This window comes from Methylocapsa acidiphila B2 (assembly GCF_000427445.1).
GTDB lineage: Bacteria > Pseudomonadota > Alphaproteobacteria > Rhizobiales > Beijerinckiaceae > Methylocapsa > Methylocapsa acidiphila.
In genome coordinates this window covers 2,410,536-2,431,843 of the sequence record NZ_KE386496.1, presented here as the reverse complement: position 1 = coordinate 2,431,843, position 21,308 = coordinate 2,410,536, and the positions used below count along the sequence as shown (strand labels likewise).

Sequence of the window (21,308 nt, the reverse complement as noted above, 5' to 3'; positions counted from 1 at the left end):
GGGCGGCGGTTCGGCGGGCGCCGTCAATGTCGCCAGCTACAACAACATTTTGACCAAGGGCTCCAAGTCCGACGGCATCCTGGCGCAATCGATTGGCGGCGGCGGCGGCAACGGCGGCTTCTCGATCGGCCTCGGCGGCGGCTCGGAATTCGGCGGCGCGGTCTCTGTCGGCGGCTTCGGGGCCGGCGGCGGCAATGGTGCAGCGGTGACCGCCAAGAACTTCGGCGCCATCCTGACCGAAGGAAGCGATTCGAACGGCATTGCCGCGCAATCGATTGGCGGCGGCGGCGGCAATGGCGGCTTCTCGATTGCAGGCTCCTTTACGACGGGATCGGCGGCTCTTGGCGTTTCGGTCGGCGGCTTCGGCGCGGGCGGCGGCAGTGCTGGCTCGGTTGAGGTCGACAGCTATGCGCAGGCGTTGAATGGCGTTCCGGTCGTGAGCGCGCCGGCGCTTGGCACAACGACTTTGGAGACCCTGGGCGATCGGTCCAATGGCATTCTTGCGCAGTCGATTGGCGGCGGCGGCGGCAATGGCGGTTTCTCGGGCTCTGGCGCCCTGTCGCTCGGCGGCGCCGGCATCGGGGTCTCGGTCGGCGGCTTCGGCGCCGGCGGCGGCTCCGCCAGCTCGGTGACGGTCGTCAGCGCCAACAATATTGTGACGCTCGGCCAGCAGTCCAACGGCATTCTTGCGCAGTCGATCGGCGGCGGCGGCGGCAATGGCGGCTTCTCGATCGGCCTGAGCGGCGGCTCTGAATTTGCCGGCACTTTATCCGTCGGCGGCAGCGCCCTCGGCGGCGGCGGCGCGGCTGGCGCGGTGAAGGTCACAAGCTACGGCACGATCTTGACCTTAGGCGCTGATTCGAACGCCATAGCGGCGCAATCGATCGGCGGCGGCGGCGGCAACGGCGGCTTCTCGATCGCCGGCGCCTTCACGACGGGATCGGTGGCGGTCGGCCTCACCGTCGGCGGCTTCGGCTCGACCGGCAGCGCCGGCGGGACAGTCACGGTCAATAGCTACAGCCAGACAGCCGACGGCGCGGCGTTGCTCCAACCGCCGCCAGCCGGGACGACTTCGATCGAGACCGATGGCGATCGGTCCAATGCCATTCTGGCGCAGTCGATCGGCGGCGGCGGCGGCAATGGCGGCTTCTCGGGCGGCCTGTCGGCGTCCACCAGCGGCGGCTCTTTCACGGCCTCGGTCGGCGGCTTCGGCGCGGGCGGCGGCGCAGCCGACGCGGTGAGCGTGACGAGCTACAACAATATTTTGACCAAAGGGACCGACTCCAACGGCGTCCTCGCCCAATCGCTCGGCGGCGGCGGCGGCAATGGCGGGTTCTCAATCGGCCTGGCGGGCGGTCAGGAATTCGGCGGCGCCCTGTCGGTTGGCGGCTTCGCCCTGACCGGCGGCGGCAATGGCGGCGTTGTGACCGTCGACAGCTTCGGCACCGTTCAAACGATGGGCGACCGCTCGAACGCCATCGAGGCGCAGTCGATCGGCGGCTCCGGCGGCAATGGCGGCTTTTCGCTTTCGGGCGCCTTGGCGTTGAGCAACGCCGGGCTGACGGCGAGCATCGGCGGCGGCGGCTCTGGCGGCGGTTCCGGCGGCGCCGTCACGGTCGACAGCAATCAGGGCGCCGTGCTCGCGGACAATTTCGCAACGATCGAGACCCTGGGCCAGAGCGCCAACGGCATCGAGGCGCAGTCGATCGGCGGCGGCGGCGGCAATGGCGGCTTCTCGGGCGCCTTCACCGCGACCGCCGACTCGAAGGCGAGCCTGTCGCTCAGCGTCGGCGGCTTTGGCGGCGCCGGCAATTTTGCTGGACAGGTCAACGTCGTGAGCGTGGACAATATTCTCACCCACAGCGACGGATCGAACGGCATTCTGGCGCAGTCGATCGGCGGCGGCGGCGGCAATGGTGGGTTCAGCTTCGCCGGAACCATCTCCGTGCCGGACGGCAATAGCTTCACCCTTTCGGCCTCGCTCGGCGGCTTTGGCGGTTCGGCGGGCAACGCCGGCGCGGTCGACGTCGCCTCGACAGGCATCATTTCTACGGAAGGCGCCAATGCTTCGGGCGTCGTCGCGCAGTCGCTCGGCGGCGGCGGCGGCAATGGCGGCTTGAGCGTCGCCGGCTCGTTCAACTTCGCCAGCCAAAATAATGTGCCGTCGATCACGGTTTCGGTCGGAGGCACAGGCGGCGCAGGTGGCGCAGGCGGCTCTGTGAACGTGACGCGCATTGGCGCGACGACGACGATTGGAGACAACTCTTACGGCATTCTCGTTCAGTCGATCGGCGGCGGCGGCGGCAATGGCGGCCTGAGCGTCGCGGGATCGATTGGCGGACAGGATTCGAAGCAGATTTCAGCCTCCGTCGGCGGCTTCGGCGGGGCTGGAAGCAGCGCCGGCGCGGTGAGCGTCACCAACACTGGCGACATCACCACCGGTTCCTCGACCATGGAGACGGTGCAGCTCGTCGTGGTCGACGGCATTAGCTTGTTGGTCCCGGCGAGCACCGGCTTGGCGAATACGGGGACGCCCACCGAAGTCAAAGTGGTCACCGGACGCAACGCCGATGGCATTCTGGCGCAATCGATCGGCGGCGGCGGCGGCAATGGCGGCCTCTCCTTCAGCGGCGCCATCGGCCCGACAGGCGAAAACACAAACGTCAACGTCGGCCTGACGGTCGGCGGCTTCGGCGGCGGCGGTGGAACGGCCAGCTCGGTCAACGTCACCAATGTCGGCAGGATCACGACTTTTGGCGATCAGGCGAACGGCATTGCCGCGCAATCGATCGGCGGCGGCGGCGGCAATGGCGGCAGCGCGATCACGGGGCTCCTCGCCGCTGGCGACGCGCAACAGGGCAGAGCCGTCAATGTCGCTGTTTCGGTCGGCGGCTTCGGCGGAAACGGCAATACGGCCGGAGACGTGACGGTCGTGCAGTCCGGCGGAATCGTGACGGAAGGCGCCGGCTCGAACGGCATCCTCGCTCAGTCCATCGGCGGCGGCGGCGGCACCGGCGGCGGGGCGAATACGATCTCCTTGCAGCTCGGCACCTCCTGCACCTTCGGCCTGGTGAGCAAGGTCATCAGCGCCTGCAAAAGCGCGGCGAAATCGAGCGTGAATGCGCAGATCGACGTCGGCGGATTCGGTGGAACCGGTAATGACGCCGGCAAGGTGAGCGTCACGAATTTGGATTTCATCGTCACCTCGGGCAATGCGTCGGCCGGCATTATGGCGCAGTCGATCGGCGGCGGCGGCGGCAATGGCGGGCAAGCCATCGTCGGGCTGAACGGGTTGTTCCCGGGCGCCTCTTATGTAAACGACGGCGTCACCGTGTTGGCGCTTGCGACAAGCACCACAGGCTTGCTGCAAGGCGCTGGCAGGGTCACGCTCGGCGGCTCAGGCGGCGCGAGCGGCGCCGGCGCGGCGGTCCAAGTCACCAACAATGGCCAGATCGAGACGGCCGGCGTTGATTCATACGGCATATTCGCTCAGTCGGTCGGCGGCGGCGGCGGCATCGGCGGCGACGCTTCGTCGGGTCTGACCGGGCTCGTCAGCATCGGCGGCTCTGGCGGCGCGAGCGGCAACGGCGGCGACGTTACGGTGACGAACACGCCGTCGCTGACGAACAAGGCGGAAACGGCGGACATCCTGACCAAAGGTTTCGGCGCGACCGCGATCTTCGCGCAATCTGTCGGCGGCGGCGGCGGCAACGGCGGCACGAGCAGCGGCCTAATCAGCCTCGGCGGCTTCCTCGGCCTCGCAGGCGGCGGCTCCGCAGGCGCCGGCGGCAAAGTCACCGTCAACAATGACGCGATTCTCATGACCACGGGCATCTTAGCGGATGGCATATTCGCGCAGTCGGTCGGCGGTGGCGGCGGCATCGGCGGCAGTCCCGGCCTGTCGATCCTGAGCCTCGGCGGAGCCGGCGGTTCCGCTGGAGACGGCGGCGCGGTGGCGGTCAACAATTCTCAGACGGGCGAAATCTCAACGACTGGAGCCTTGTCGACAGGCATATTCGCGCAGTCGGTCGGCGGCGGCGGCGGCGCCGGCGGCAGCGGTTCGGGAACGCTCACTGTAACTGTCGGCGGCAGCGGCGGGGCGGCGGGCAATGGCGGAACCGTCAATGTCGCCAACGCCGCGTTGATTGAAACGACCGGCCTTTTCTCCGATGGCGTCTTCGCGCAATCGGTTGGCGGCGGCGGCGGCACGGGTGGCGGTGGCACACTGAGCCTCGTCTCGGTCGGCGGCGTGGGCGGCGGCTCTGGCGACGGCGGAGCGGTTAATGTCGTCAACTCAGGCATTATCGTAACCACGGGCGTCGAGTCGAACGGCGTCTTCGCGCAGTCGGTCGGCGGCAGCGGCGGCAGCGCCGGCGGGTCGACCTATGATCCAAACAGCATCGCCAACAATGTCACCGCCGCCAATCTTGTGACGATCGGACGGTCTGGCGCTGGCGGCGGCGCTGGCGGCGCGGTCGAAATCGACAATTCCGCCATTATCTCGACGTCGAACCTGCTTTCCGCTGGTCTGTTCGCTCAATCGGTCGGCGGCGGCGGCGGCATGGGCGGCGGCGGGCTCGGCGCGCTGGTCATTGGCGGCTCCGGCGGAGCGAGCGGCAATGGCGGAGCGGTGACGATCAAGAACGACGTCGCGGGCTCGATCGTGACGACCGGCAATGAATCGGCGGGCATTATCGCGCAGTCGGTGGGCGGCGGCGGCGGCGCTGGCGGCGAAACCTACGGACTCGTGGCCTTCGCGAAAAACGGCTCGGGCGGAGGCAATGGCGGTCTCGTCAGCGTCGACAACGCCGGAATCATCGAGACATCCGGCCAAAATTCTAGCGCCATATTCGCGCAAAGCGTGGGCGGCGGCGGCGGCTACGCGGCGGCCGCGAATGGTCTTGTCGCCGATGGCGGCAATGCCGGAAACGGAGGCAATGGCGGCGCGGTCGTTGTGAACAACACCGCTATCTTGATCCTGACCACAGGAGCCAATTCGAACGGCGTGTTTGCGCAGAGCGTCGGCGGCGGCGGCGGCGTCGTGAATGACATGAAGGGCTTGCTGCTTTTCTCGGGCACGATGGGCGGCTCGGGCGCGGCCGGCAATGTCACGATCAACCAATCCGGCGACATTGTCGCCACCGGCACAAATTCCTTCGGCATCCTCGCGCAAAGCGTGGGATCGACCAATGGCAATATCACGATTGCGGTCAATTCCGGCTTCATCGAGGGCGGCTCGACCGGCTTCACCGGCGTGAGCTTCATCGGCGATCCGCCGCCCGGCCCGATCGGCTCAGGCCTCGAGGGCGGCGCGGGCGTCGGCTTGCTCGACGGCGCCAACAATCAGCTGACGATCTCGAGCACGAGCACAGTCACCTCGGTCGGCAGGATCGACGGTTTCGCCATCACCGGCACCACCGGCAATGATGTCGTGACGAATAGCGGGCTTGTCATTGGATCGGTTGATCTCGGCGGCGGGGCGAACGCCTTTGACAATAAAGGCATCTTCGAGTCCGGCGCGTGGGCTTATATCGGTCCCGGCAATTTGCTTACGAACGAAGGCCTGATCTCGCCCGGCGACTTCGGACGGGTGTTGACGACGGCCGTGACCGGCAATTTCCTCCAGACCTCGACCGGCATTTACGGCCTCGATCTGCAGTTCTCGAACCAAACTGCGGACCGGATCAATATTACCGGAACCGCGAGCGTGACCGGCACGGTCGCCATCAACAATCTCAACCCTGGCCTGGCCTTGCCCGGCTCGCACGAAGTCACGATCCTTCATGCGGACGATAATGTGACCAACCACACCGGCTTAACTCTGGAATATCAGCCGTCGGCGGTGATCCAATACAGCCTCGTCTATCCCAATCAGACCGACATAGATCTGCGCTACGCGATCGATTTCTCTCCGGGGGGACTGACGATCAACGAGCATTCGGTCGGCTATGCGATCAACGCGATCCAGACCGCGCGCGTCTCGCCGAATTTCGTCCCGATCGCTACGGCATTGTTCTATCAGCCGACGGTCGCGGCGCTCGGCCAGACCTACGACTCGCTTTCTGGCGAGGGGACCTCGGGCGCTCAGCAGACGGCCTTCGCCGCGGATGACATGAATATTGGAGCCATATCGCGTCAGATCGATTTCTGGCGCTCCGGCGACGCCGTCGACACCAATGGCGTGACCTCGCATGGAGATGCTTTGAGCTACGCCCCGTCGAACCCGCAGCATCCCGCCTTTGGCGTGCTCCGGGATCCGCGCCTGCCGCCGCCGCCGCGCACGTGGCGGGCATGGTTTGCAGGCTATGGCGCTGGCGCTCAGCTCTCCGGCCAATATCCCGTCGGCTCTGAGCATCTGAACTATCGCGGCGTCGGCGCCGCGGCCGGCCTCGACTATCAGATCACGCCCGACATTCTGCTCGGCGTTTCGGCGGGCGGCGGACCCTCGGCTTTCAGCGTGAGCAATCGCGCCACAGGCGGGTCGGTCAATGCGGCCCATGTCGCAGCCTATGGCGCGGTGCGCTGGAACGATTTTTACGCGAGCGGCATCATCGGATATGATTTCTTCAGCAATCAGGAGCATCGGACTGCGTTCGTCCCAGGCACGGTCGCGACGCTGTCGGGCACGAATGCGCCGGCGGTCCAGGTGTCTTCGATTTTGGAAAATCTGAATGGCAGCTTTGGCAGCCATTCGGTGAGCGGTCGTTTCGAGACAGGCTACACCAGCAGGTTTAGCGGCTTCAATGTGACGCCGTTCGTCGCTCTCCAATTCGCCTCGCTCACCCAAAATGCATATGGCGAGACGCTTGTGGGAGGCGGTCCGAGCGAACTCGGACTCACCTACGCCCGGCGGAACGTGTTGTCGCTGCCGAGCTTTGTCGGCGCGCAATTCGACGCCAAGCTCGCGTTGTGGGACGGCGCGGTTCTGAAGCCCTGGCTGCGGCTTTCCTGGGTTCACGAATTCGATCCCAATCGGACGATCCTGCCGTCCTTCATTTCGGCGCCGGGATTTGACTTCTTGATCCAAGGGGCGCAGGCGGCGCGCAACGCGGCGCGCCTCGGGACCGGCTTCGAGCTGGGAATCACGCGGGAAGCGGCGATCTTCGCTAATTTCGCCGGCGATTTCTCCAACAAATCGATTGGTTACGGCGGACTAGGCGGCATCAAGATTTCTTGGTGATTGTGCAGGGTCCGCCTGCGTCGCGCGTCGGCGACGAAGGCGGGCTGGCTTTTAAGGCAATCGCGTAAGTAACTGCCGAGCGCAGGACGGTCTCCCGCACAAGGGGCGATCAATTTGGCTGGCGCCGTTCCCGCGCCAGAAGAGGGGCTCGTGCCGCCGGCCGCTCTATTGCTCTCGTGGATGATTTGCCAACTTCGAACGCAAAAGTCTGTGTGTCTTCTCGCGCGTTGCTTCGCGTTCGCGCCATGCCGGCAGATGCTTGGCCTTCGCCCGCATGGGGTAGCGGAGGGCGCAACTGCAATCCGATGAGGCTCGATCCAAGGCCTCATTTAAATGGTGTGAATTCCCACCAGGATCTCGAGACGCTGGGACTATTTCGAAAAGGTCTCCCGCGACAGGGCTGGAGACGCGCCCAGGACGCCGACGAGACGTCAAACGATTGGACCCAAGACATGATCTCGCGGCGCCGAGCCTAAGAGATGGCGCATCTATTGGTGCAAGTGAAACACATTTTGAGGAAAGACATTTGCCATGACGACGAATATCAATCAGCTCACAAATAATTCAGCAGGCGTTATTGTTCTCGCGGACGCAGTGACGGGCGGCTGTTGGGCCGTTCCGCCGGGCCAAACAGCCGATCCCAACTGGACAATCAAGCCGCCCCTGGCGCAGGCCATTCTCGGGCCGGGCGCGACCAATGTCGGCCCCGGAACTTATGACTGGATCTGGGACAACGGCAAATATCAGATCCTTGCTCAGCGCGCCGGAACCTATAATCCCGTCGTTCTGCTCGATCTGCAGGGAACGCTCGGCATATTTTCAATCGCCATTGTCTATGACGCGAACGGGAATCTGACGGCGCGACAGCTCAGCACCAATTCCGTCGAGCGCGAAAGGCCGCTCGCGGAGACCGTCGCCGGCGAATAGGCCGAGCTTCGGCGGCTTTTTTCGCACGACCAGAATGATCGCGCCCTCGTCCAGATCTATGCTTCTGGACGAGGGATGCGTCCCAGTCATTTACATTTGCAGGCAGCGCCCCCGCAGAGGGTCACGCGGCCGTCGTCGCGAGATCCGGCGCGACCGTGAAATTCGCTTCGGTTTTCGACTTGATCTCGTCGGCCGCGACGCCGTCGGCAAGCTCGATGAGCGTCATCCCGGTCCCGCTGTCCTTGTCGATCGTGAAGACGCCGAGGTCGGTGATCACCATATCGACCACCGCGGAGCCGGTAAGCGGCAAAGTGCAATGATGCAGCAGCTTGGTCTGCCCTTTCGCCGTATGGTCCATGACGACGACGACCCGCTTGACGCCGGCGACGAGATCCATCGCGCCGCCCATCCCCTTGACCATTTTGCCGGGGATCATCCAATTGGCGAGATCGCCTTTTTCGCTGACCTCCATCGCCCCGAGAATGGCGAGATCGATATGGCCGCCGCGGATCATGCCGAAACTATCGGCGGAAGAAAAATAGCTCGTTGTTGGGAGCGCCGTGATCGTCTGCTTGCCGGCGTTGATGAGATCCGGGTCTTCCTCGCCCTCGAAGGGGAAGGGGCCCATGCCGAGCATGCCGTTCTCGCTCTGTAGCTGAACGCTCATGCCGGGCGGGATGAAATTCGAGACCAGCGTTGGAATGCCGATCCCGAGATTGACGTAAAACCCGTCGCGCAATTCCTGGGCGGCGCGCGCCGCCATCTGATCCCTGGTCCAGGCCATCTAAAAAATGCTCCTCAAGCGGCGCGTGGGCGGGTCGTGCGCTTCTCGATCATCTTGGCGACGTCCGGCGCGTGGACGATGCGATGGACGAAAATGCCGGGGGTGTGAATGGCGTCCGGGTCGATCTCGCCAGCCGGGACGAGATGCTCGACCTCGGCGATCGTCACCTTGCCGGCGGAGGCCATCATCGGATTGAAATTGCGCGCGGTCTTGCGAAAAACCAGATTGCCTTCGGCATCGCCCTTCCAGGCGTGAACGAGCGAGACGTCGGCGATGAGTCCGCGCTCCATCACATAGGTCGCGCCGTCGAATTCGCGCAATTCTTTGCCGTCCGCGATCACCGTCCCGACGCCGGTCTTGGTGAAAAAGGCCGGGATCCCGGCGCCGCCGGCGCGAATCCGCTCGGCGAGCGTGCCTTGTGGATTGAACTCGAGCTCGAGCTCGCCGGATAGAAACTGCTGCTCGAAGAGCTTGTTCTCGCCGACATAGGATGAAACCATCTTGCGGATCTGCCTTGTCTCGAGCAACAGCCCGAGCCCGGCGCCGTCGACGCCCGCATTGTTCGAGATCACGGTTAGATCCTTGACCCCGGAATCCCGCAGCGCGACGATCAAAACCTGAGGTATGCCGCAGAGGCCAAATCCGCCGCACATGAGCGTCATGCCGTTTTTGACCACATCGGCCAAAGCCGTGGCGGCGTCCGTATAAATCTTATTCATGCGCCTTTGACCTGATTTTTCTCGCCCTGCCGCATTTCCGACGCCGCTTCTGAGTCGAATGCCAGGACGCCGCCTGCCGGAGGCCAAATTTTTGAAACAAAGCTGAGCCGGAGCGCTCCGCAATCAAATGATGGCGACGGCGTCGCTTGGGCGCTTGCAGCGAGACCGTCGTCCCGCCTCCGCGCTTCGCGACGCATTATAAACATGGAGTGAAAATGATCCAGCCGCGTTTCGGCCAGATCACGGCGCCGGCTTGACGGCCGTCAGCAGAGCGTTGACGCCCTCGCGGAACGGGACCTCGACCGCCTCGAAGCCGACCGCCTGCATGGTCGCCAGCGCGGGCCCGAGACGCATCAAGTGCTCGGAGGATTCGTCGCTGAACAGATGGATGATCCATTGCTCTAGAAGATCATGCCGACCGATCGCGGCGAAGGTCTTGAAATAGTGCCGAGCTTCCGCCTGCGTCTGCCGCGTGTGCTCCGCCGCGTCGTCGAGCGCGTAGCGGTCGCCATTGACGAAAAAGCCGCCGGGCCGCAGGACCCGAAAGGCCTCGGCCAGCGCGAGGCTGCGATAATCGTCGAGAAAATTATGAATGGCGTAGGCCGAGGCCACGACGTCGACGCTTTCCGCTGGCAGCGAGCGCAGTCCCGAGAGCGCGTCCGTCTCGAAGAGCGTGACGCGGCCTTGGCCGAGGAAGCCGGCGAGATTGCCCTGCGCTTGAGCGAGCATGGTCGGCTCGTTGTCGATGGCTGCAATCGTGAGGTCGGAGCGCGAGTGCAGTAGAGCCTGGGTGGTGACGCCTGTCCCGCAGCCGATCTCGAATAGATCGAGCGTCCTGTTGGGCCGTGCAGGCAAGCTAGCGACGAAATCTCCGACGCGGAGGCTCATCGCCGCCGCAGCCGGGCAGATGAGTTTCAGCATGTCATATTCCGCGCCGATTGGGCCGGAGAAGAGGCGTTCGGCGCGGGCGGTTGCCTGATGATTCATGAACGAAAAACCGTGTTGTTTCCCGGCGGGGGCTTGTCGCCTCCGCGCGTCTCAGTTGCGTGACTTCGGCGGCGAAGCTCCAAAGCGCAGGTCTTTATGATCGTATTGATCCAAAGGGCGCGAGGCTCATTGATGGGCGTGGCTGGCCTTGTGCTCGTCGCCCGCCGCTATTGCGTCTTCCTTAGGCGCGGTGTCGTCCTGCTCGACCATGAATTCCACCGGCTTGCTGCCGAGCTTCTCGAACACGAGCGTGCCCATGACCTCGGAATCGGCTTCAAGGGCTTTCGTGACCTTGCCGAACTTGAGCTGATAGTCGGTCGGAGCAAGCTCGATGCTGCCGTGCGCGGGAATGACGAGGCCCTCCGGCACAGGCTGGGACGTAAAATGGCCGTTCTTCTCGATAATTTTGTAAAGGACGCCTGCGCCCGCGCCCTCGATCGTGCCGCTGAGAAGCCGCTCGGGCTCGTCGCCGTCATTGTGAATTTCAATGATGGCCGCGTAAGTGCCGGGCGCGCCTTCAACCGCTTCATGCACCCAGGGATGTCCGATCTTCAATTTGCCGACCGTGACCTGATGCGCGGCGCCGGGCGAGGACAAGGCGGCTGCGAGCGCAAACGACACGATGATCGGCGAAACCGAAATCTTCATTGCACGTCCTCCACATTAGTCGAACGGAGTCGACCTCGTTATTGCGTCGGCATTAAGCACGGAACCGGCAATGCCGGCAAGGAACGCCAGTCAAGATAAAGATCAAAATTTCCGTTACTTATGAGATGTTTACGATTTTAGGAGGCGGCCCTGAGCGACACAGCGCCGCACCCCCGCCGCGGTTTGCTAGTCGAAGTCGCGCAGCCCCTACGCCCTACCGCTGGCGCCGAAGGCATAGCGAGAGAAAAATAAAGCAAAGCTGTCTCATAGCAGGCAATGCGCAAGCTCAAGTATAAGAATTCGCAAGCGTCTGCCGATGGCTGCGCACGAACATAACTATGAGTGATGGTCTAGATAACAATAAACGATTTCAACTCTCCATGCGAGGCGAGTACCGTCGCCGGACGCTGGGGCGACATGAGACATTGCGTCCCGTGCCCGTCGCCGGCGAATGTTCGTCGACTACAAAAGGCACGTCAGATGAGCCTAATCACTGAAACAACCCCTGGCCGCGCGGAAGAAGCGGCCTCATCCGCCGCGCGACTCGTATGGGATCCAAAGCCGATGGTCATTGGATCCATCGCTTTGACCGCTTTCTACATCGGCGTTCGCATTTATGAGCAAGTCTTCGGCTGGTACGCCGGTCTCGACTCGTTCTCGCCGGAATTCCAGAAATACTGGATGACCATTCTGTACATCGAAGAGCCGACCGAGCTCATCCTCTTCCTCGGCCTCATCGGCTATCTCTGGAAGACCCGCCCGAACGACCTCGACACGGTCGCGCCGCGCGAAGAACTCCGCCGCATCTTCTATCTGCTGAACTGGATCTTCGTGTATGGCCTCGCCATCTACTGGGGCGCGAGCTATTTCACCGAGCAGGACGGCACCTGGCATCAGACGGTTATTCGCGACACCGACTTCACGCCGAGCCACATCATTGAGTTCTACATGAGCTATCCGATCTACATCATCATCGGTGTGGGCGGCTTCGTTTATGCTCGGACCCGGCTCCCGACCTTCGGCTCGAAAGGCTATTCGATCGCCTATCTTCTGCTGTTCGTCGGCCCGTTCATGATCTTCCCGAACGTCGCGCTCAATGAGTGGGGCCACACGTTCTGGTTCATGGAAGAGCTGTTCGTCGCTCCGCTGCACTGGATGTTCGTGTTCTTCGGCTGGTTCGCCCTCGCGGTGTTCGGCGTTTCGCTGCAGATCCTCGGCCGCGTCAAGGAACTCTGCACGGGCTACGAAGACGTCGTCGGCCTCGAGCCGGCGGAATAATGTCCGCAAGAGCGGGCTCGGTCACAGCTATCGAGCTCGCGATGGGCTGAGCGCCCTGCGCGGATCGAGGCGCGCCGATAGCGTCACGTCGGCGCGCCTCTTTCCGAAACGAGGCGTTTTGGGGATTGTGACGATTTAAAATTGCGTCATAATAGCGCATTGCCGGTCCGGCGCCGTAATTTGGAAGCGACGCCCGCAGAGGACCGGAAGTCGTTTTCGGGCGAGTTCATCAAGGTCTCGAACCGGCGATGTTTCGTCGGGGCTCGGAACGGTAGGCGGAAATGAGGAGAACGGAAAAATGTTCGTTCGAGCCGCGAGCCTCAGCCTTCTAGCGATGACCCTGCTCGGGACCGTCGCTCGCGCCGACGCAGTCTTGAGCTCGGATAATGACAGCAAATGCGTTGTGCGGGTTGGGCCCGACCTCATTCATGTGACCGCCTACCAGGCTCACGATCCGCGCGCCGAATTCTGCAAGGACATCCCTTACACTGGACCGGTCACGATCGTGCTCGATTACGTCGATGCGGAGCTGCGCGGCATGATGACCGACATTCGCGTGATCAAGGATGTCGGCGGCGGCTCAGACGCGTCAGGCGCGCCGCAAATACTCGATGAAGCGCAAGTCGCGCCGGAGGCTCTCGATCCGGTGACGGAGGCGCATCTGCCGGGGCGGCTTTATCCGACAGGCACGATCAGCTTCCAGCATGTCTTCACCACCGCTGGCAAATATCAAGGGATCGTGACGGTCAAGAACGACCATGGCCAGGTCTATGTCTCGCAATTCCCCTTCTCGGTTGGGCACGGCCGGCGCGGAGCCATCATGTTTTACGGCATGATCGCCACGTCGATCGTCGGAGGCGCCGTCGTCTATTGGCTTTATGCGCGCTGGGCCTCGCGCAATGCCGCCGCAGCCAAAAGGGCGCGCACCTAGTCCGTCCGTCTCAACCGCGACGGATCATTCGTTCAGACGGCCGAGGGAACCGATCAAGCGAATCCCTCAAATGCTCTCATGGCAAGGGGCCCGGCAAAGTTGTCTCGAGCCGCGATGGCGGTAGGATGCGCCATGCCGCCTTTTCGAGCGCGCGGTCAGTCCGTCCAGAGATGGCGTCCTGCGAATTTGGCGAATTCGGCGAGATCGTCGTCCTCGCGCTCATGCCTCCAGAGCAGCCCCACTTCGCGAACGAGCCCTAAATCATCGACGGGGACTTGCCGAACCAAGGGCGCGCCGAAATGGGCGGGAACAAAGGCCAATCCCAATCCGGCGGCGACGAGAGCAAGCGCCCTGTCGTCCTGATCGGTCTGGTAAATGACGCGCACCTTGATCCCGCGCGCCGCCAGCGCCTTGGTCGAGTCGTGATAAAAATCGCAGCGCGTCCGAAGGATGAAAGGCTCATCGTGGAGATCGGCAAGCGACACGCTTTTGCGATGCGCGAGCTTATGCTCTTCGGGCACTGCGAGCACGTAAGGCTCCTTGAAGAGCACCAGGCTCGCGAAGGTCGAGGGCGCGCCGTTCAGGATCGTCAGGATCGAGTCGAGCTGCTGTTCCTCGAGGAAGGCGCTTAACTGCTCGGACGATCCATCGAATACCTCGATCGCGACATGGGGGTTGGCTCGCCGAAACCCGCTCAAAAGGCCGGACACGTGACGGCTCGAAAGCGATTGTAGGATTCCGATCCTTAGAAGCCGCGGCGTTCTGATCGCCTTGAGGTCGGCTTTCACTTTGTTGCACGCGTTCAATATAGCTTTGCCGGTCTCGAGCAAATGCGCTCCAGCCGCTGTCGGGACCACCGGCGCGCGCCGACGGTCGAGCAATTTCACGTCGAGCTCGGCTTCGAGCCGCGCGATGCTTGCCGAGATTGCAGGTTGCGACACTGCCGCGCGTTGAGCGCCTTTGGTGAAGCTCCCGGTTTCTATGATGGCGACGAAATGCCTGATTTGATAGAGCTCCATGCGTCATAAATAGCAAGTTGAACGGATCGAACAAGCAGCTTCGTCAGTGAGCTTTGCTTTGTTCGTTGCTTGGCTGATAGACGCCGAGCTTGGCTTCAGCGTTGCAAATCCTAATGACCGCGCTTGAATTTCGTTCTGATTGCTTCAGATATGCGAAGGCGCGGCCACGCGGCGAAAGAGCTCAGCCCTTGACGGGTTTTATGACCCCTCTTTGGCGCGTAAAAAGCAGAGGCCGAAAGAGAAAATCATCAAAGGGCGGGCGGCTCGATCGCGTGAGGATCGTTTTGATGCGCATAAAGCTTTCGCGGCGAGAAACAGCTCTGATCGCCGCCGCCGTCGCCCTGTCGCTCGGCGTTTGGTTCTGGTCGCCTCCCGCACGGCCTGATGTGAGTTCGGGGGGGCCCACCGCCGGGATCGCTGCGGCCTGCAGTCCCGGCGGCAAATCCGGGCGTGCGTCTCTCGACGACGACGTGACGACCTCCGACGGTCTTGGAGTGACGGTGCGGACGCCGAGCGATTATGATCCGACGCGGGCCTATCCGCTGATTGTCGTCTACCCACCGGCGGGATACGATCGCCGAAAGGCCGAAATTTTCTATGGCCTAACGCCGGAGGCGACTCGACGCGGCTTCGTCATTTCCTACAGTGACCATCTGAGACTGTCGCGCCAAACCGTCGCGCAGCAGGCCAAAGTCGCAGCGACGGTCGAAAGTCTGTTCTGCATCGATCAGGCCTCGATCGCCTATCTCGGCCATTCCGACGGCGCGACGATAGCGGAGGGCATAGTCGCTTCGGCCGCCGACGCTCGCGGCGCGCCGCGAGCGATTGTCGCGAGCGCGGCAGGGATCACGCGCGAAGACCTCGACGCGATGCCCTGTCCCGCGGTTCCGGCGGTGTTGATCATCCACAGTCGCGCCGATACGCTCTTCCCTGGCTTCGGGCGGGGCGCCGCGGCCTATTGGGGCGAGTGCGCCCGTTGCGCGCCGGTTGATCTCGATGCAATCGGGGACGGCTGCCGCGCATTCTCCGGATGCGCGGAAGAGCGGCGCGTTGCTTATTGCGAAACCGCCGGGCCGCATAATCGCTGGCCCGGGATGAATGCGGCTCTGCTCGATTTCATCCAAGGCGCCGCCGTGGGATCGCCCTAGAGCTTATTCCGCTCGGATTGAATCAATCCGAGCGGCAAGAATATGCTCAACCATTTGAATGTGAGCCGATTTCTTATCGATCGCATGGCTCCATTCGATTGGAAAGCGCTCTGGCGCTCGAAGCTTTGAGGCGGGGCGGAGGCGGCAGTTTCGGCTTCGCCGAGGCTTGGGAGAATCATCATGGACGAGGACCGTTTCAACATGGCCGTGCGGCGATTTCTCAAAGTCGTCGGCGTCACGTCGCAGCGCGAGATCGAGCGAGTCGTCCGCGACGCGAAGATCGCGGACGGCAAGCTGAAGCTGCGGATGACGCTGACCGCCGAGAATGCGCCGCTCAATCATGTCGTCGAGGAGACGATCGAGCTGCGCTGAGTGGAGCGGGGCTGCGCTGGAAAAGCTCGCGGGCGCCAGCGCGGCCATGCTATAGTTGATTGATCCGCTCACGTTACAGGGGTTCCGCATGCTCGCCATTCGCTTAGCGAAAGTCGCCTGCGTCGCCGCCGTTGCGCTCTACATGTCGCTCGTCGCCTTCAACAACATCACCGACTACTGGACAAATTTCACTTTCGTCGCCCATGTCCTCGACATGGATCAGATTTCTCCGCAATCAGACATACGCTGGCGCGCGATTACTTCGCCGGTCTTGCACCATGCCGGCTATGTGCTGATCATTGCGACCGAGATCTGCATAGCAGGCCTCACGGCGGCAGGCGCGGCCGCCATGGCGCGAGGGCTGCGCGCAAAGGCGGCGGCGTTCCAGCAATCCAAGAGCTTGGCGATCATTGGGCTGGCGCTCGGCTTTCTGCTTTATGAGGGAGGCTTTATCGCAGTCGGAGGCGAGTGGTTCGGCATGTGGCAGTCGCAAAGCTGGGACGGCGTGCCGAGCGCCTTCCGCTTTGTCGTGACCATGCTCGCCGTCCTGATTTTCATTTCGATGAAGGACGACGAACTCGCCTGATTCAGAAATGGCTCGAGCAAATTTGCCGGCGCGGCCGCCCGACGCAGGAGCTTCGCTTGTCCGTCAAGCTTTTCGACGTCATTTCGCAAGGATCTTCCTCTTGCGCGTCCGAAACCCGCTTTGTCCAAGAGCGGCGATCCGCGCGGGACCGCCGCCGCTGAAGGTCGAGTGTTTCATGCGTCTGGCGATCGTGCTTTTGGGGGCTTTGATCCCGAAATCAGCGTGGGCTAGAGCCCTTTCTGACCGAATGGACTCATTCGGTCAGTTAGGAAGCGCCTCAGTTTCAGAGGTTTGAGCATATTCTGATCGATCTGATCGGAATTGCTCTAATGCGCATGGACGTCTGGAGGCGGGGGCCGGAGCGGCTCCTTGGCGAGAATCTGGAGCTGTTCTTCGAGCAGGCTGAGATCGCCCCAGCCTTCCGCGCCGGTTTCTTGGGAGGGGATCCACCGGGCGCGAATATAGCCAGACCGATCGATCAGGAACTCCATGTGCTCGACCGGGACGCGCGCCGCGTCGACCTTGGCGTCGGCGAAGGAGCGCATCAGCAGGCCATAGGCGGCGAAGGCGTAATCCTGATTCTGGTTCACCGTCGCGATCTTGCCCGTCGCGAGCTCGCGAAGCGGATCGCCGGTCTTGGGCGGCGCGATCAGGACGATCTCGGCCCCGAGCTGGCTCAGGCGCTCGCGCGCTGCGAGCAGCTGCTCGAGCCGCGCCTGATCGCCTGGCCCTCCCGGCAAAAACACGAGGAAAAGCGTCGACTTGCCGCGATAATCGATGTCGAGGCTGGTGACCCCGTTCACATCGGTCAAGGAGAAATCCGGCGGGCCCATCCAGGACCTTCCGGGCGCGACTCTGGGTCCGATGATGCGGCCCTGGTAGCCGACCGAGAAGGCGCCCATGAAATTGATGATGTCCCAGCGCGCGTCGGCGCTCAAGACGCCGTCGAATGCGGGCATGCCGGACGGAAGAATGCCATGCGTTATCCACCAATAGAGATCGCCGCCGGTGTGCAGAGCCGTGTGCGGGGCCGAAAAATCCGCCGGGACCCTGGCCATAGATTTCGCGAGCGGACCGTTGCCCAAGCCGCTGACGCCATGGCACGGCGTGCAATTTTGCTCGAAAAGCTCGAGCCCGCTTGAAATCGACTCGACTGAATAGGGCGTATCCGATCCGAGGAACGTGTCGGGATAGGCTTGCACGGACACTGCCTGCAGCGCGAGGCCGCTTCCCGCCAGGGCGACGACGCTTCCCGCGATGAGAGCGGGGCGGGTCCGGGTTAGCGTGAAGCCGGTCGGCCGCAACTTAGGGAAATAGACCAGAGCGATAAGACCGAGACCGAGCAAGGCCAAGGCGGCGCCGCCGAAAAGGGAAGTCGCCACCCAAGGCCCGCCCCAGGTCGCCGCAATCGAGAAGCGGAAGGGCAGTGGCCAGACAATATCTTCATGCTCGTTGCGCCCGGCCAGATAGGAAGCAAAAACAACGATGAGCACGGCGAGGAAGGTTTCGACCTTCACGTGGCGCGCGTAGCTCAGGAAGACGGAATCGGCGGGCTTAGACTCGAGCGCCGGCAAAAGCTTCTGCTGCAGGTTACGCGCGATCGCCAGGACGCCTGCGAGGCAGAGCAGCTTAGCGACAAGCAGCCGTCCGTAAGGCGTGCCGATGAGCGGCGCGAATTCGCCGAGGACGAGCCAGGTCAGCAAGACGCCCGTCACCAGGATGCCCACCATGGCGACCGTGGCGATTTGGGAAAACTGACGCAGGATGACGACCGCCAGACGGCGGGTGTCGTCCGCGACCGGGCCGACGCCGATCAACAGGATGAGCGCCGGCAGGCCGCCGAGCCAAACGCCGAATCCCAGCCGATGCACGATCGCGGCGAAAATGCTGAGCGCCTTGGGGTCGGCGGAGGTCGGATGACTGGCGAAGGCGAAGGTGGCGAGGCCGAGAGCGGCGCCGATGGCGGCCATGAGCGACAAATCGGTGGTCGCGTTTTTCCCGCATCGAAGCCAGGCCCCGACGGCGAGCGCCGCCGTGAGAACGGCGTAACCGATCGCGACGGCCACGACCCTGCCGGCCCAGGTGTGCAGGAGGAAGGTCAGTAAGGCGGCCTGATTGAAGCCGAAGGCTCCCGCCTCTGCGGCCCCCGATGCGGTCCACATGGCGAACAGAAAGGTCGAGACGAGGCCCGTGACCGCGGCCGCGGCGGCAAGACGGGCCACGCGGAGACGCCATTCAAGGCCGCCCTGAGTGAGCCGCGCATCCTGCGCGTAAGCGATCAAAAAACACGAACCCAAGACTATTACCGCCGCGAGAGTCGCGACGGCTCGCGCAATTGCAAGCGGATCAAACATGATTTGGGCGGTCTCGGTTGGGCTTTATCGCCTTACTTCGTTAGTGGGTGGCGGGCTTGCCGCTGTTCACGCTGAAATTGAGCTGGGACTCCACGACATGCCCGTCGACCGATAGGACGTGATAGGCGATCACCACTGGCCCGTCGGGCAAATTATCGGGAAGCACGCCGATCAGCAGGCGCGGATCCGACGGGTCTCCGTGATTGGCCAACGGGACCTTGTCGCCCGAGGCGGGAACGAGCCAAAGCTTCGCAAAGGAGGGCTCGATCGCCTCATTGAACCAGAATTTCAGTTCCTTGGGGGCGGCGTCGAGAACCGCCCGTGCCGGTGGCTCGGACCGCACGAGCCGGGAATGCGCCAGGGTCGCCGTAGAAACGCCTAGACCGAGGCCGAGGGCGGCGAGGCCGAGCAGAAAATGGCGGCGGAAAAGACGCGGATCTTGCGAATTGCCGCGACCGCGGCGAAAGGAGAGCTTCACTCCGTCATTCCTCCCTACTGAATTTCAATCGCCGTTCAACGGCGATTACGTTTGTCTGAGCGCTACCACTTTACGGGTGCGCTGTCATCGGCAATTCAGCCGCGGCCTCGCCGGGCGCTTGGCGCATTTCGTCGCAACGCGCCGAAATGGAAACGAAGCGCTCCGCTTCGCCGTTAAGGCGCGACAGTAGTGGCCGCGAGCCGATCTTGGACCGCGCAACATGTGGTAAATAAGCCATAGCGGCGAACGGAAGAAGCGCAAGCTGCAACGATCGATTGACAAAAAATCGTGATGGCGTGAACCCTTCATGGACAAAAGAGGAGGGAAGTCCATGAAATCTGCAATGCGCTTATGTGCCGCGGCGTTGATCGCCGCCCTCGCGATCACCCGCGCCGAAGCCGCTGATTTGGCGCCGACGCCGGTTGAGCCGGCGCCGCCGGCGCCGCCGAGCTTCTACCTTCACGTCGGCGCGCTCGGGGCCTTTTTCAACACCAACGCCCAATCAACCGGCGGTGGCTATTTCAACAATGTCGCGGGCGTCGCCACGATCTCTAATGCGACGATCCGGCCAAACTATACGCTGGGCCTCGAACTCGGCTATTTCATAACGCCCAATATTGCGATCGCCTTGAGCGCCGGCGTGCCGCCGGTCTTGCACGCCAAGGCGACCGGGTTCAGCCTCAACAGCACCTTCGGAACCAACCTCCTCGGCAGCACGCGCTGGGGACCGGCTATGGCGCTCGTACAATACCACATCACCCAATGGGGCGCGATACAGCCTTACGCCGGCATCGGCGCCGTCTATCTTCTCAATTTTGGCAATATCTCGGACGGCATTCTGGTCAATAATTTCAGCGTCGACCAGAATTTCGGCCTCGCGCTTCAGCTCGGCGCCGACATCATGTTGACGCAGAATCTCGGCGTCTATGTCGACGCCAAGAAGCTGTTCCTCTCTACCGACGTGAGCGGCACTGTCGTGACGACGAATCTCCCGATCCGCACCCATGTCCAACTCGACCCGTGGGTTATTGGAACCGGCGTCACCGTCAAGTTCTGATCCGTCGACGGCGGGTCGCAGCGCGCGATCGAATTTCGATTGCGCCAGGATCCAACGGTGCTGGCTGCGGATGCCGACAGGCGCGCAGCCCGACCAAAGCGAGGCCAGCACGAACGCTGTTTCCGGCGAACCAATGGTTCGCCGGACCTTTTTTTGGCCGTGGACAGGCCGCTCTGATCTGTTCCGGCTTCAGCCGGCCGCTTTTGGGCCACCGCGGGAAATGCCGACCTTGGCTGGGCGGAGGACGCGATCGCCGATCGCATAACCGGATTCGACGACCTGCACGACCGTGCCGCTCGGAACGCTTTCGTCGGGCACCTCGAAAAGGGCTTCCTGCGTGTTGGGGTCGAATTTCAAGCCCTTCGGATCGACCTTCTTCACGCCATGCTTCTCGAGACGCGAAGCGAAGTCGCGTTCGGTCAATTCGATCCCGTCGATCAGGATCCGCACCGCGCCCTCTGCGCTTGCGCGAAGCTCCGCGGGGACGCCATCGATCGCGCGGCGCAAATTATCGGCGAAGGTCAGCATGTCGCGGGCGAACGAGGTCACGCCGTAGGTCTTGGCGTCGGCGACTTCGCGCTCCGTGCGCCTGCGAAGATTCTCCATCTCTGCAAGGGTGCGGAGAAGCTTGTCTTTCAAATCCGTGTTTTCGAGCTGGAGATTTTCGAGAACGACGAAGGGATCCGGGTCGCCTCCCGGCTGCCTCGTCGACTGATCTGCGTTGGGCGAGGAGGCGCCCGCGTCCGTCGTTGTTTTATCGGCTTTGTTCAAGTCGTTCATGGTTGCTCTGCCAGGTGGAAAACTGTCGTGGGATATCAGTTTTTCGGCTGTAAAAATCAA

Annotated in this window: 16 protein-coding genes; 8 read left to right on the top strand and 8 right to left on the bottom strand. The window is 62.9% G+C overall.

Features of this window, described 5'->3' with window-relative positions:
• Nucleotides 1-49 precede the first annotated feature (49 nt).
• Nucleotides 50-7,180: a hypothetical protein gene (locus METAC_RS23685; RefSeq protein WP_156898221.1), complete on the top strand. Its 7,131-nt coding sequence runs from the start codon at nucleotides 50-52 to the stop codon at nucleotides 7,178-7,180.
• Nucleotides 7,181-7,711: 531 nt separating this feature from the next.
• Nucleotides 7,712-8,107, top strand: coding sequence for a hypothetical protein (locus METAC_RS0113935; RefSeq protein WP_026607518.1), 396 nt, complete (start codon nucleotides 7,712-7,714; stop codon nucleotides 8,105-8,107).
• A 121-nt stretch (nucleotides 8,108-8,228) separates the two neighbouring features.
• Here the strand turns inward: METAC_RS0113935 and METAC_RS0113930 are convergent, their stop codons facing one another.
• The 4 genes from METAC_RS0113930 to METAC_RS23680 all read right to left on the bottom strand — a co-directional run bounded on the left by METAC_RS0113930 (nucleotide 8,229) and on the right by METAC_RS23680 (nucleotide 11,245).
• A complete protein-coding gene (locus tag METAC_RS0113930) occupies nucleotides 8,229-8,891 on the bottom strand; it encodes a 3-oxoacid CoA-transferase subunit B (protein WP_026607517.1) in 663 nt (220 codons plus the stop codon).
• A gap of 14 nt (nucleotides 8,892-8,905) precedes the next feature.
• Entirely contained in the window at nucleotides 8,906-9,610 is a 705-nt protein-coding gene (locus tag METAC_RS0113925; RefSeq protein ID WP_026607516.1) for a CoA transferase subunit A, read from the bottom strand.
• Nucleotides 9,611-9,850: 240 nt separating this feature from the next.
• Complete coding sequence (locus METAC_RS0113915) at nucleotides 9,851-10,597, bottom strand: class I SAM-dependent methyltransferase (protein WP_026607514.1); 747 nt, start codon at nucleotides 10,595-10,597, stop codon at nucleotides 9,851-9,853.
• Nucleotides 10,598-10,723: 126 nt separating this feature from the next.
• Nucleotides 10,724-11,245, bottom strand: a complete 522-nt coding sequence (locus METAC_RS23680; RefSeq protein ID WP_051335578.1) for a copper chaperone PCu(A)C — start codon at nucleotides 11,243-11,245, stop codon at nucleotides 10,724-10,726.
• A 480-nt stretch (nucleotides 11,246-11,725) separates the two neighbouring features.
• Between METAC_RS23680 and amoC the strand changes: the two genes are divergently transcribed.
• Together amoC and METAC_RS23675 are read left to right on the top strand one after the other, a co-directional pair.
• On the top strand, nucleotides 11,726-12,523 hold the full coding sequence (gene amoC / locus METAC_RS0113905; RefSeq protein WP_026607513.1) for a bacterial ammonia monooxygenase, subunit AmoC: 798 nt from the start codon (nucleotides 11,726-11,728) through the stop codon (nucleotides 12,521-12,523).
• A 298-nt stretch (nucleotides 12,524-12,821) separates the two neighbouring features.
• Nucleotides 12,822-13,454, top strand: a complete 633-nt coding sequence (locus METAC_RS23675; RefSeq protein ID WP_051335577.1) for a hypothetical protein — start codon at nucleotides 12,822-12,824, stop codon at nucleotides 13,452-13,454.
• Nucleotides 13,455-13,609: 155 nt separating this feature from the next.
• Here the strand turns inward: METAC_RS23675 and METAC_RS0113895 are convergent, their stop codons facing one another.
• Nucleotides 13,610-14,473 (bottom strand): LysR family transcriptional regulator, encoded by an 864-nt coding sequence (locus METAC_RS0113895; protein WP_026607512.1) that lies wholly within the window; start codon nucleotides 14,471-14,473, stop codon nucleotides 13,610-13,612.
• Nucleotides 14,474-14,760: 287 nt separating this feature from the next.
• Between METAC_RS0113895 and METAC_RS25255 the strand changes: the two genes are divergently transcribed.
• The 3 genes from METAC_RS25255 (at nucleotide 14,761) to METAC_RS0113875 (ending at nucleotide 16,579) form a co-directional block, all read left to right on the top strand.
• Nucleotides 14,761-15,621, top strand: a complete 861-nt coding sequence (locus METAC_RS25255; RefSeq protein ID WP_156898220.1) for an alpha/beta hydrolase family protein — start codon at nucleotides 14,761-14,763, stop codon at nucleotides 15,619-15,621.
• Between the two features lie 180 nt (nucleotides 15,622-15,801).
• Complete coding sequence (locus tag METAC_RS0113880; RefSeq protein ID WP_026607510.1) at nucleotides 15,802-15,993, top strand: DUF6494 family protein; 192 nt, start codon at nucleotides 15,802-15,804, stop codon at nucleotides 15,991-15,993.
• 88 nt (nucleotides 15,994-16,081) lie between these two features.
• Complete coding sequence (locus METAC_RS0113875) at nucleotides 16,082-16,579, top strand: DUF2165 family protein (RefSeq protein ID WP_026607509.1); 498 nt, start codon at nucleotides 16,082-16,084, stop codon at nucleotides 16,577-16,579.
• Between the two features lie 326 nt (nucleotides 16,580-16,905).
• Here the strand turns inward: METAC_RS0113875 and METAC_RS0113865 are convergent, their stop codons facing one another.
• A complete protein-coding gene (locus METAC_RS0113865) occupies nucleotides 16,906-18,801 on the bottom strand; it encodes a CopD family protein (protein WP_198017218.1) in 1,896 nt (631 codons plus the stop codon).
• Between the two features lie 172 nt (nucleotides 18,802-18,973).
• Nucleotides 18,974-19,411, bottom strand: a complete 438-nt coding sequence (locus METAC_RS23665) for a copper resistance CopC family protein (protein WP_051335575.1) — start codon at nucleotides 19,409-19,411, stop codon at nucleotides 18,974-18,976.
• A gap of 331 nt (nucleotides 19,412-19,742) precedes the next feature.
• Here METAC_RS23665 and METAC_RS25250 point away from each other — a divergent pair, with 331 nt between their 5' ends.
• Nucleotides 19,743-20,468 carry an OmpW/AlkL family protein gene (locus METAC_RS25250; protein ID WP_198017217.1) on the top strand — a complete coding sequence of 242 codons (726 nt, stop codon included), beginning with the start codon at nucleotides 19,743-19,745 and terminating at the stop codon, nucleotides 20,466-20,468.
• Nucleotides 20,469-20,657: 189 nt separating this feature from the next.
• On the opposite strand, the gene grpE is transcribed toward METAC_RS25250, so the two are convergent.
• Nucleotides 20,658-21,248, bottom strand: coding sequence for a nucleotide exchange factor GrpE (gene grpE, locus METAC_RS0113845; RefSeq protein ID WP_026607506.1), 591 nt, complete (start codon nucleotides 21,246-21,248; stop codon nucleotides 20,658-20,660).
• Nucleotides 21,249-21,308 lie beyond the last annotated feature (60 nt).

Bases quoted from the DNA above. Each gene is read 5' to 3' on its own strand.
- METAC_RS0113935 (WP_026607518.1), top strand. From the start codon at position 7,712: ATGACGACGAATATCAATCAGCTCACAAATAATTCAGCAGGCGTTATT.
- METAC_RS0113930 (WP_026607517.1), bottom strand. From the start codon at position 8,891: ATGGCCTGGACCAGGGATCAGATGGCGGCGCGCGCCGCCCAGGAATTG.
- METAC_RS0113925 (WP_026607516.1), bottom strand. From the start codon at position 9,610: ATGAATAAGATTTATACGGACGCCGCCACGGCTTTGGCCGATGTGGTC.
- METAC_RS0113915 (WP_026607514.1), bottom strand. From the start codon at position 10,597: ATGAATCATCAGGCAACCGCCCGCGCCGAACGCCTCTTCTCCGGCCCA.
- METAC_RS23680 (WP_051335578.1), bottom strand. From the start codon at position 11,245: ATGAAGATTTCGGTTTCGCCGATCATCGTGTCGTTTGCGCTCGCAGCC.
- amoC (WP_026607513.1), top strand. From the start codon at position 11,726: ATGAGCCTAATCACTGAAACAACCCCTGGCCGCGCGGAAGAAGCGGCC.
- METAC_RS23675 (WP_051335577.1), top strand. From the start codon at position 12,822: ATGTTCGTTCGAGCCGCGAGCCTCAGCCTTCTAGCGATGACCCTGCTC.
- METAC_RS0113895 (WP_026607512.1), bottom strand. From the start codon at position 14,473: ATGGAGCTCTATCAAATCAGGCATTTCGTCGCCATCATAGAAACCGGG.
- METAC_RS25255 (WP_156898220.1), top strand. From the start codon at position 14,761: ATGCGCATAAAGCTTTCGCGGCGAGAAACAGCTCTGATCGCCGCCGCC.
- METAC_RS0113880 (WP_026607510.1), top strand. From the start codon at position 15,802: ATGGACGAGGACCGTTTCAACATGGCCGTGCGGCGATTTCTCAAAGTC.
- METAC_RS0113875 (WP_026607509.1), top strand. From the start codon at position 16,082: ATGCTCGCCATTCGCTTAGCGAAAGTCGCCTGCGTCGCCGCCGTTGCG.
- METAC_RS25250 (WP_198017217.1), top strand. From the start codon at position 19,743: ATGAAATCTGCAATGCGCTTATGTGCCGCGGCGTTGATCGCCGCCCTC.
- grpE (WP_026607506.1), bottom strand. From the start codon at position 21,248: ATGAACGACTTGAACAAAGCCGATAAAACAACGACGGACGCGGGCGCC.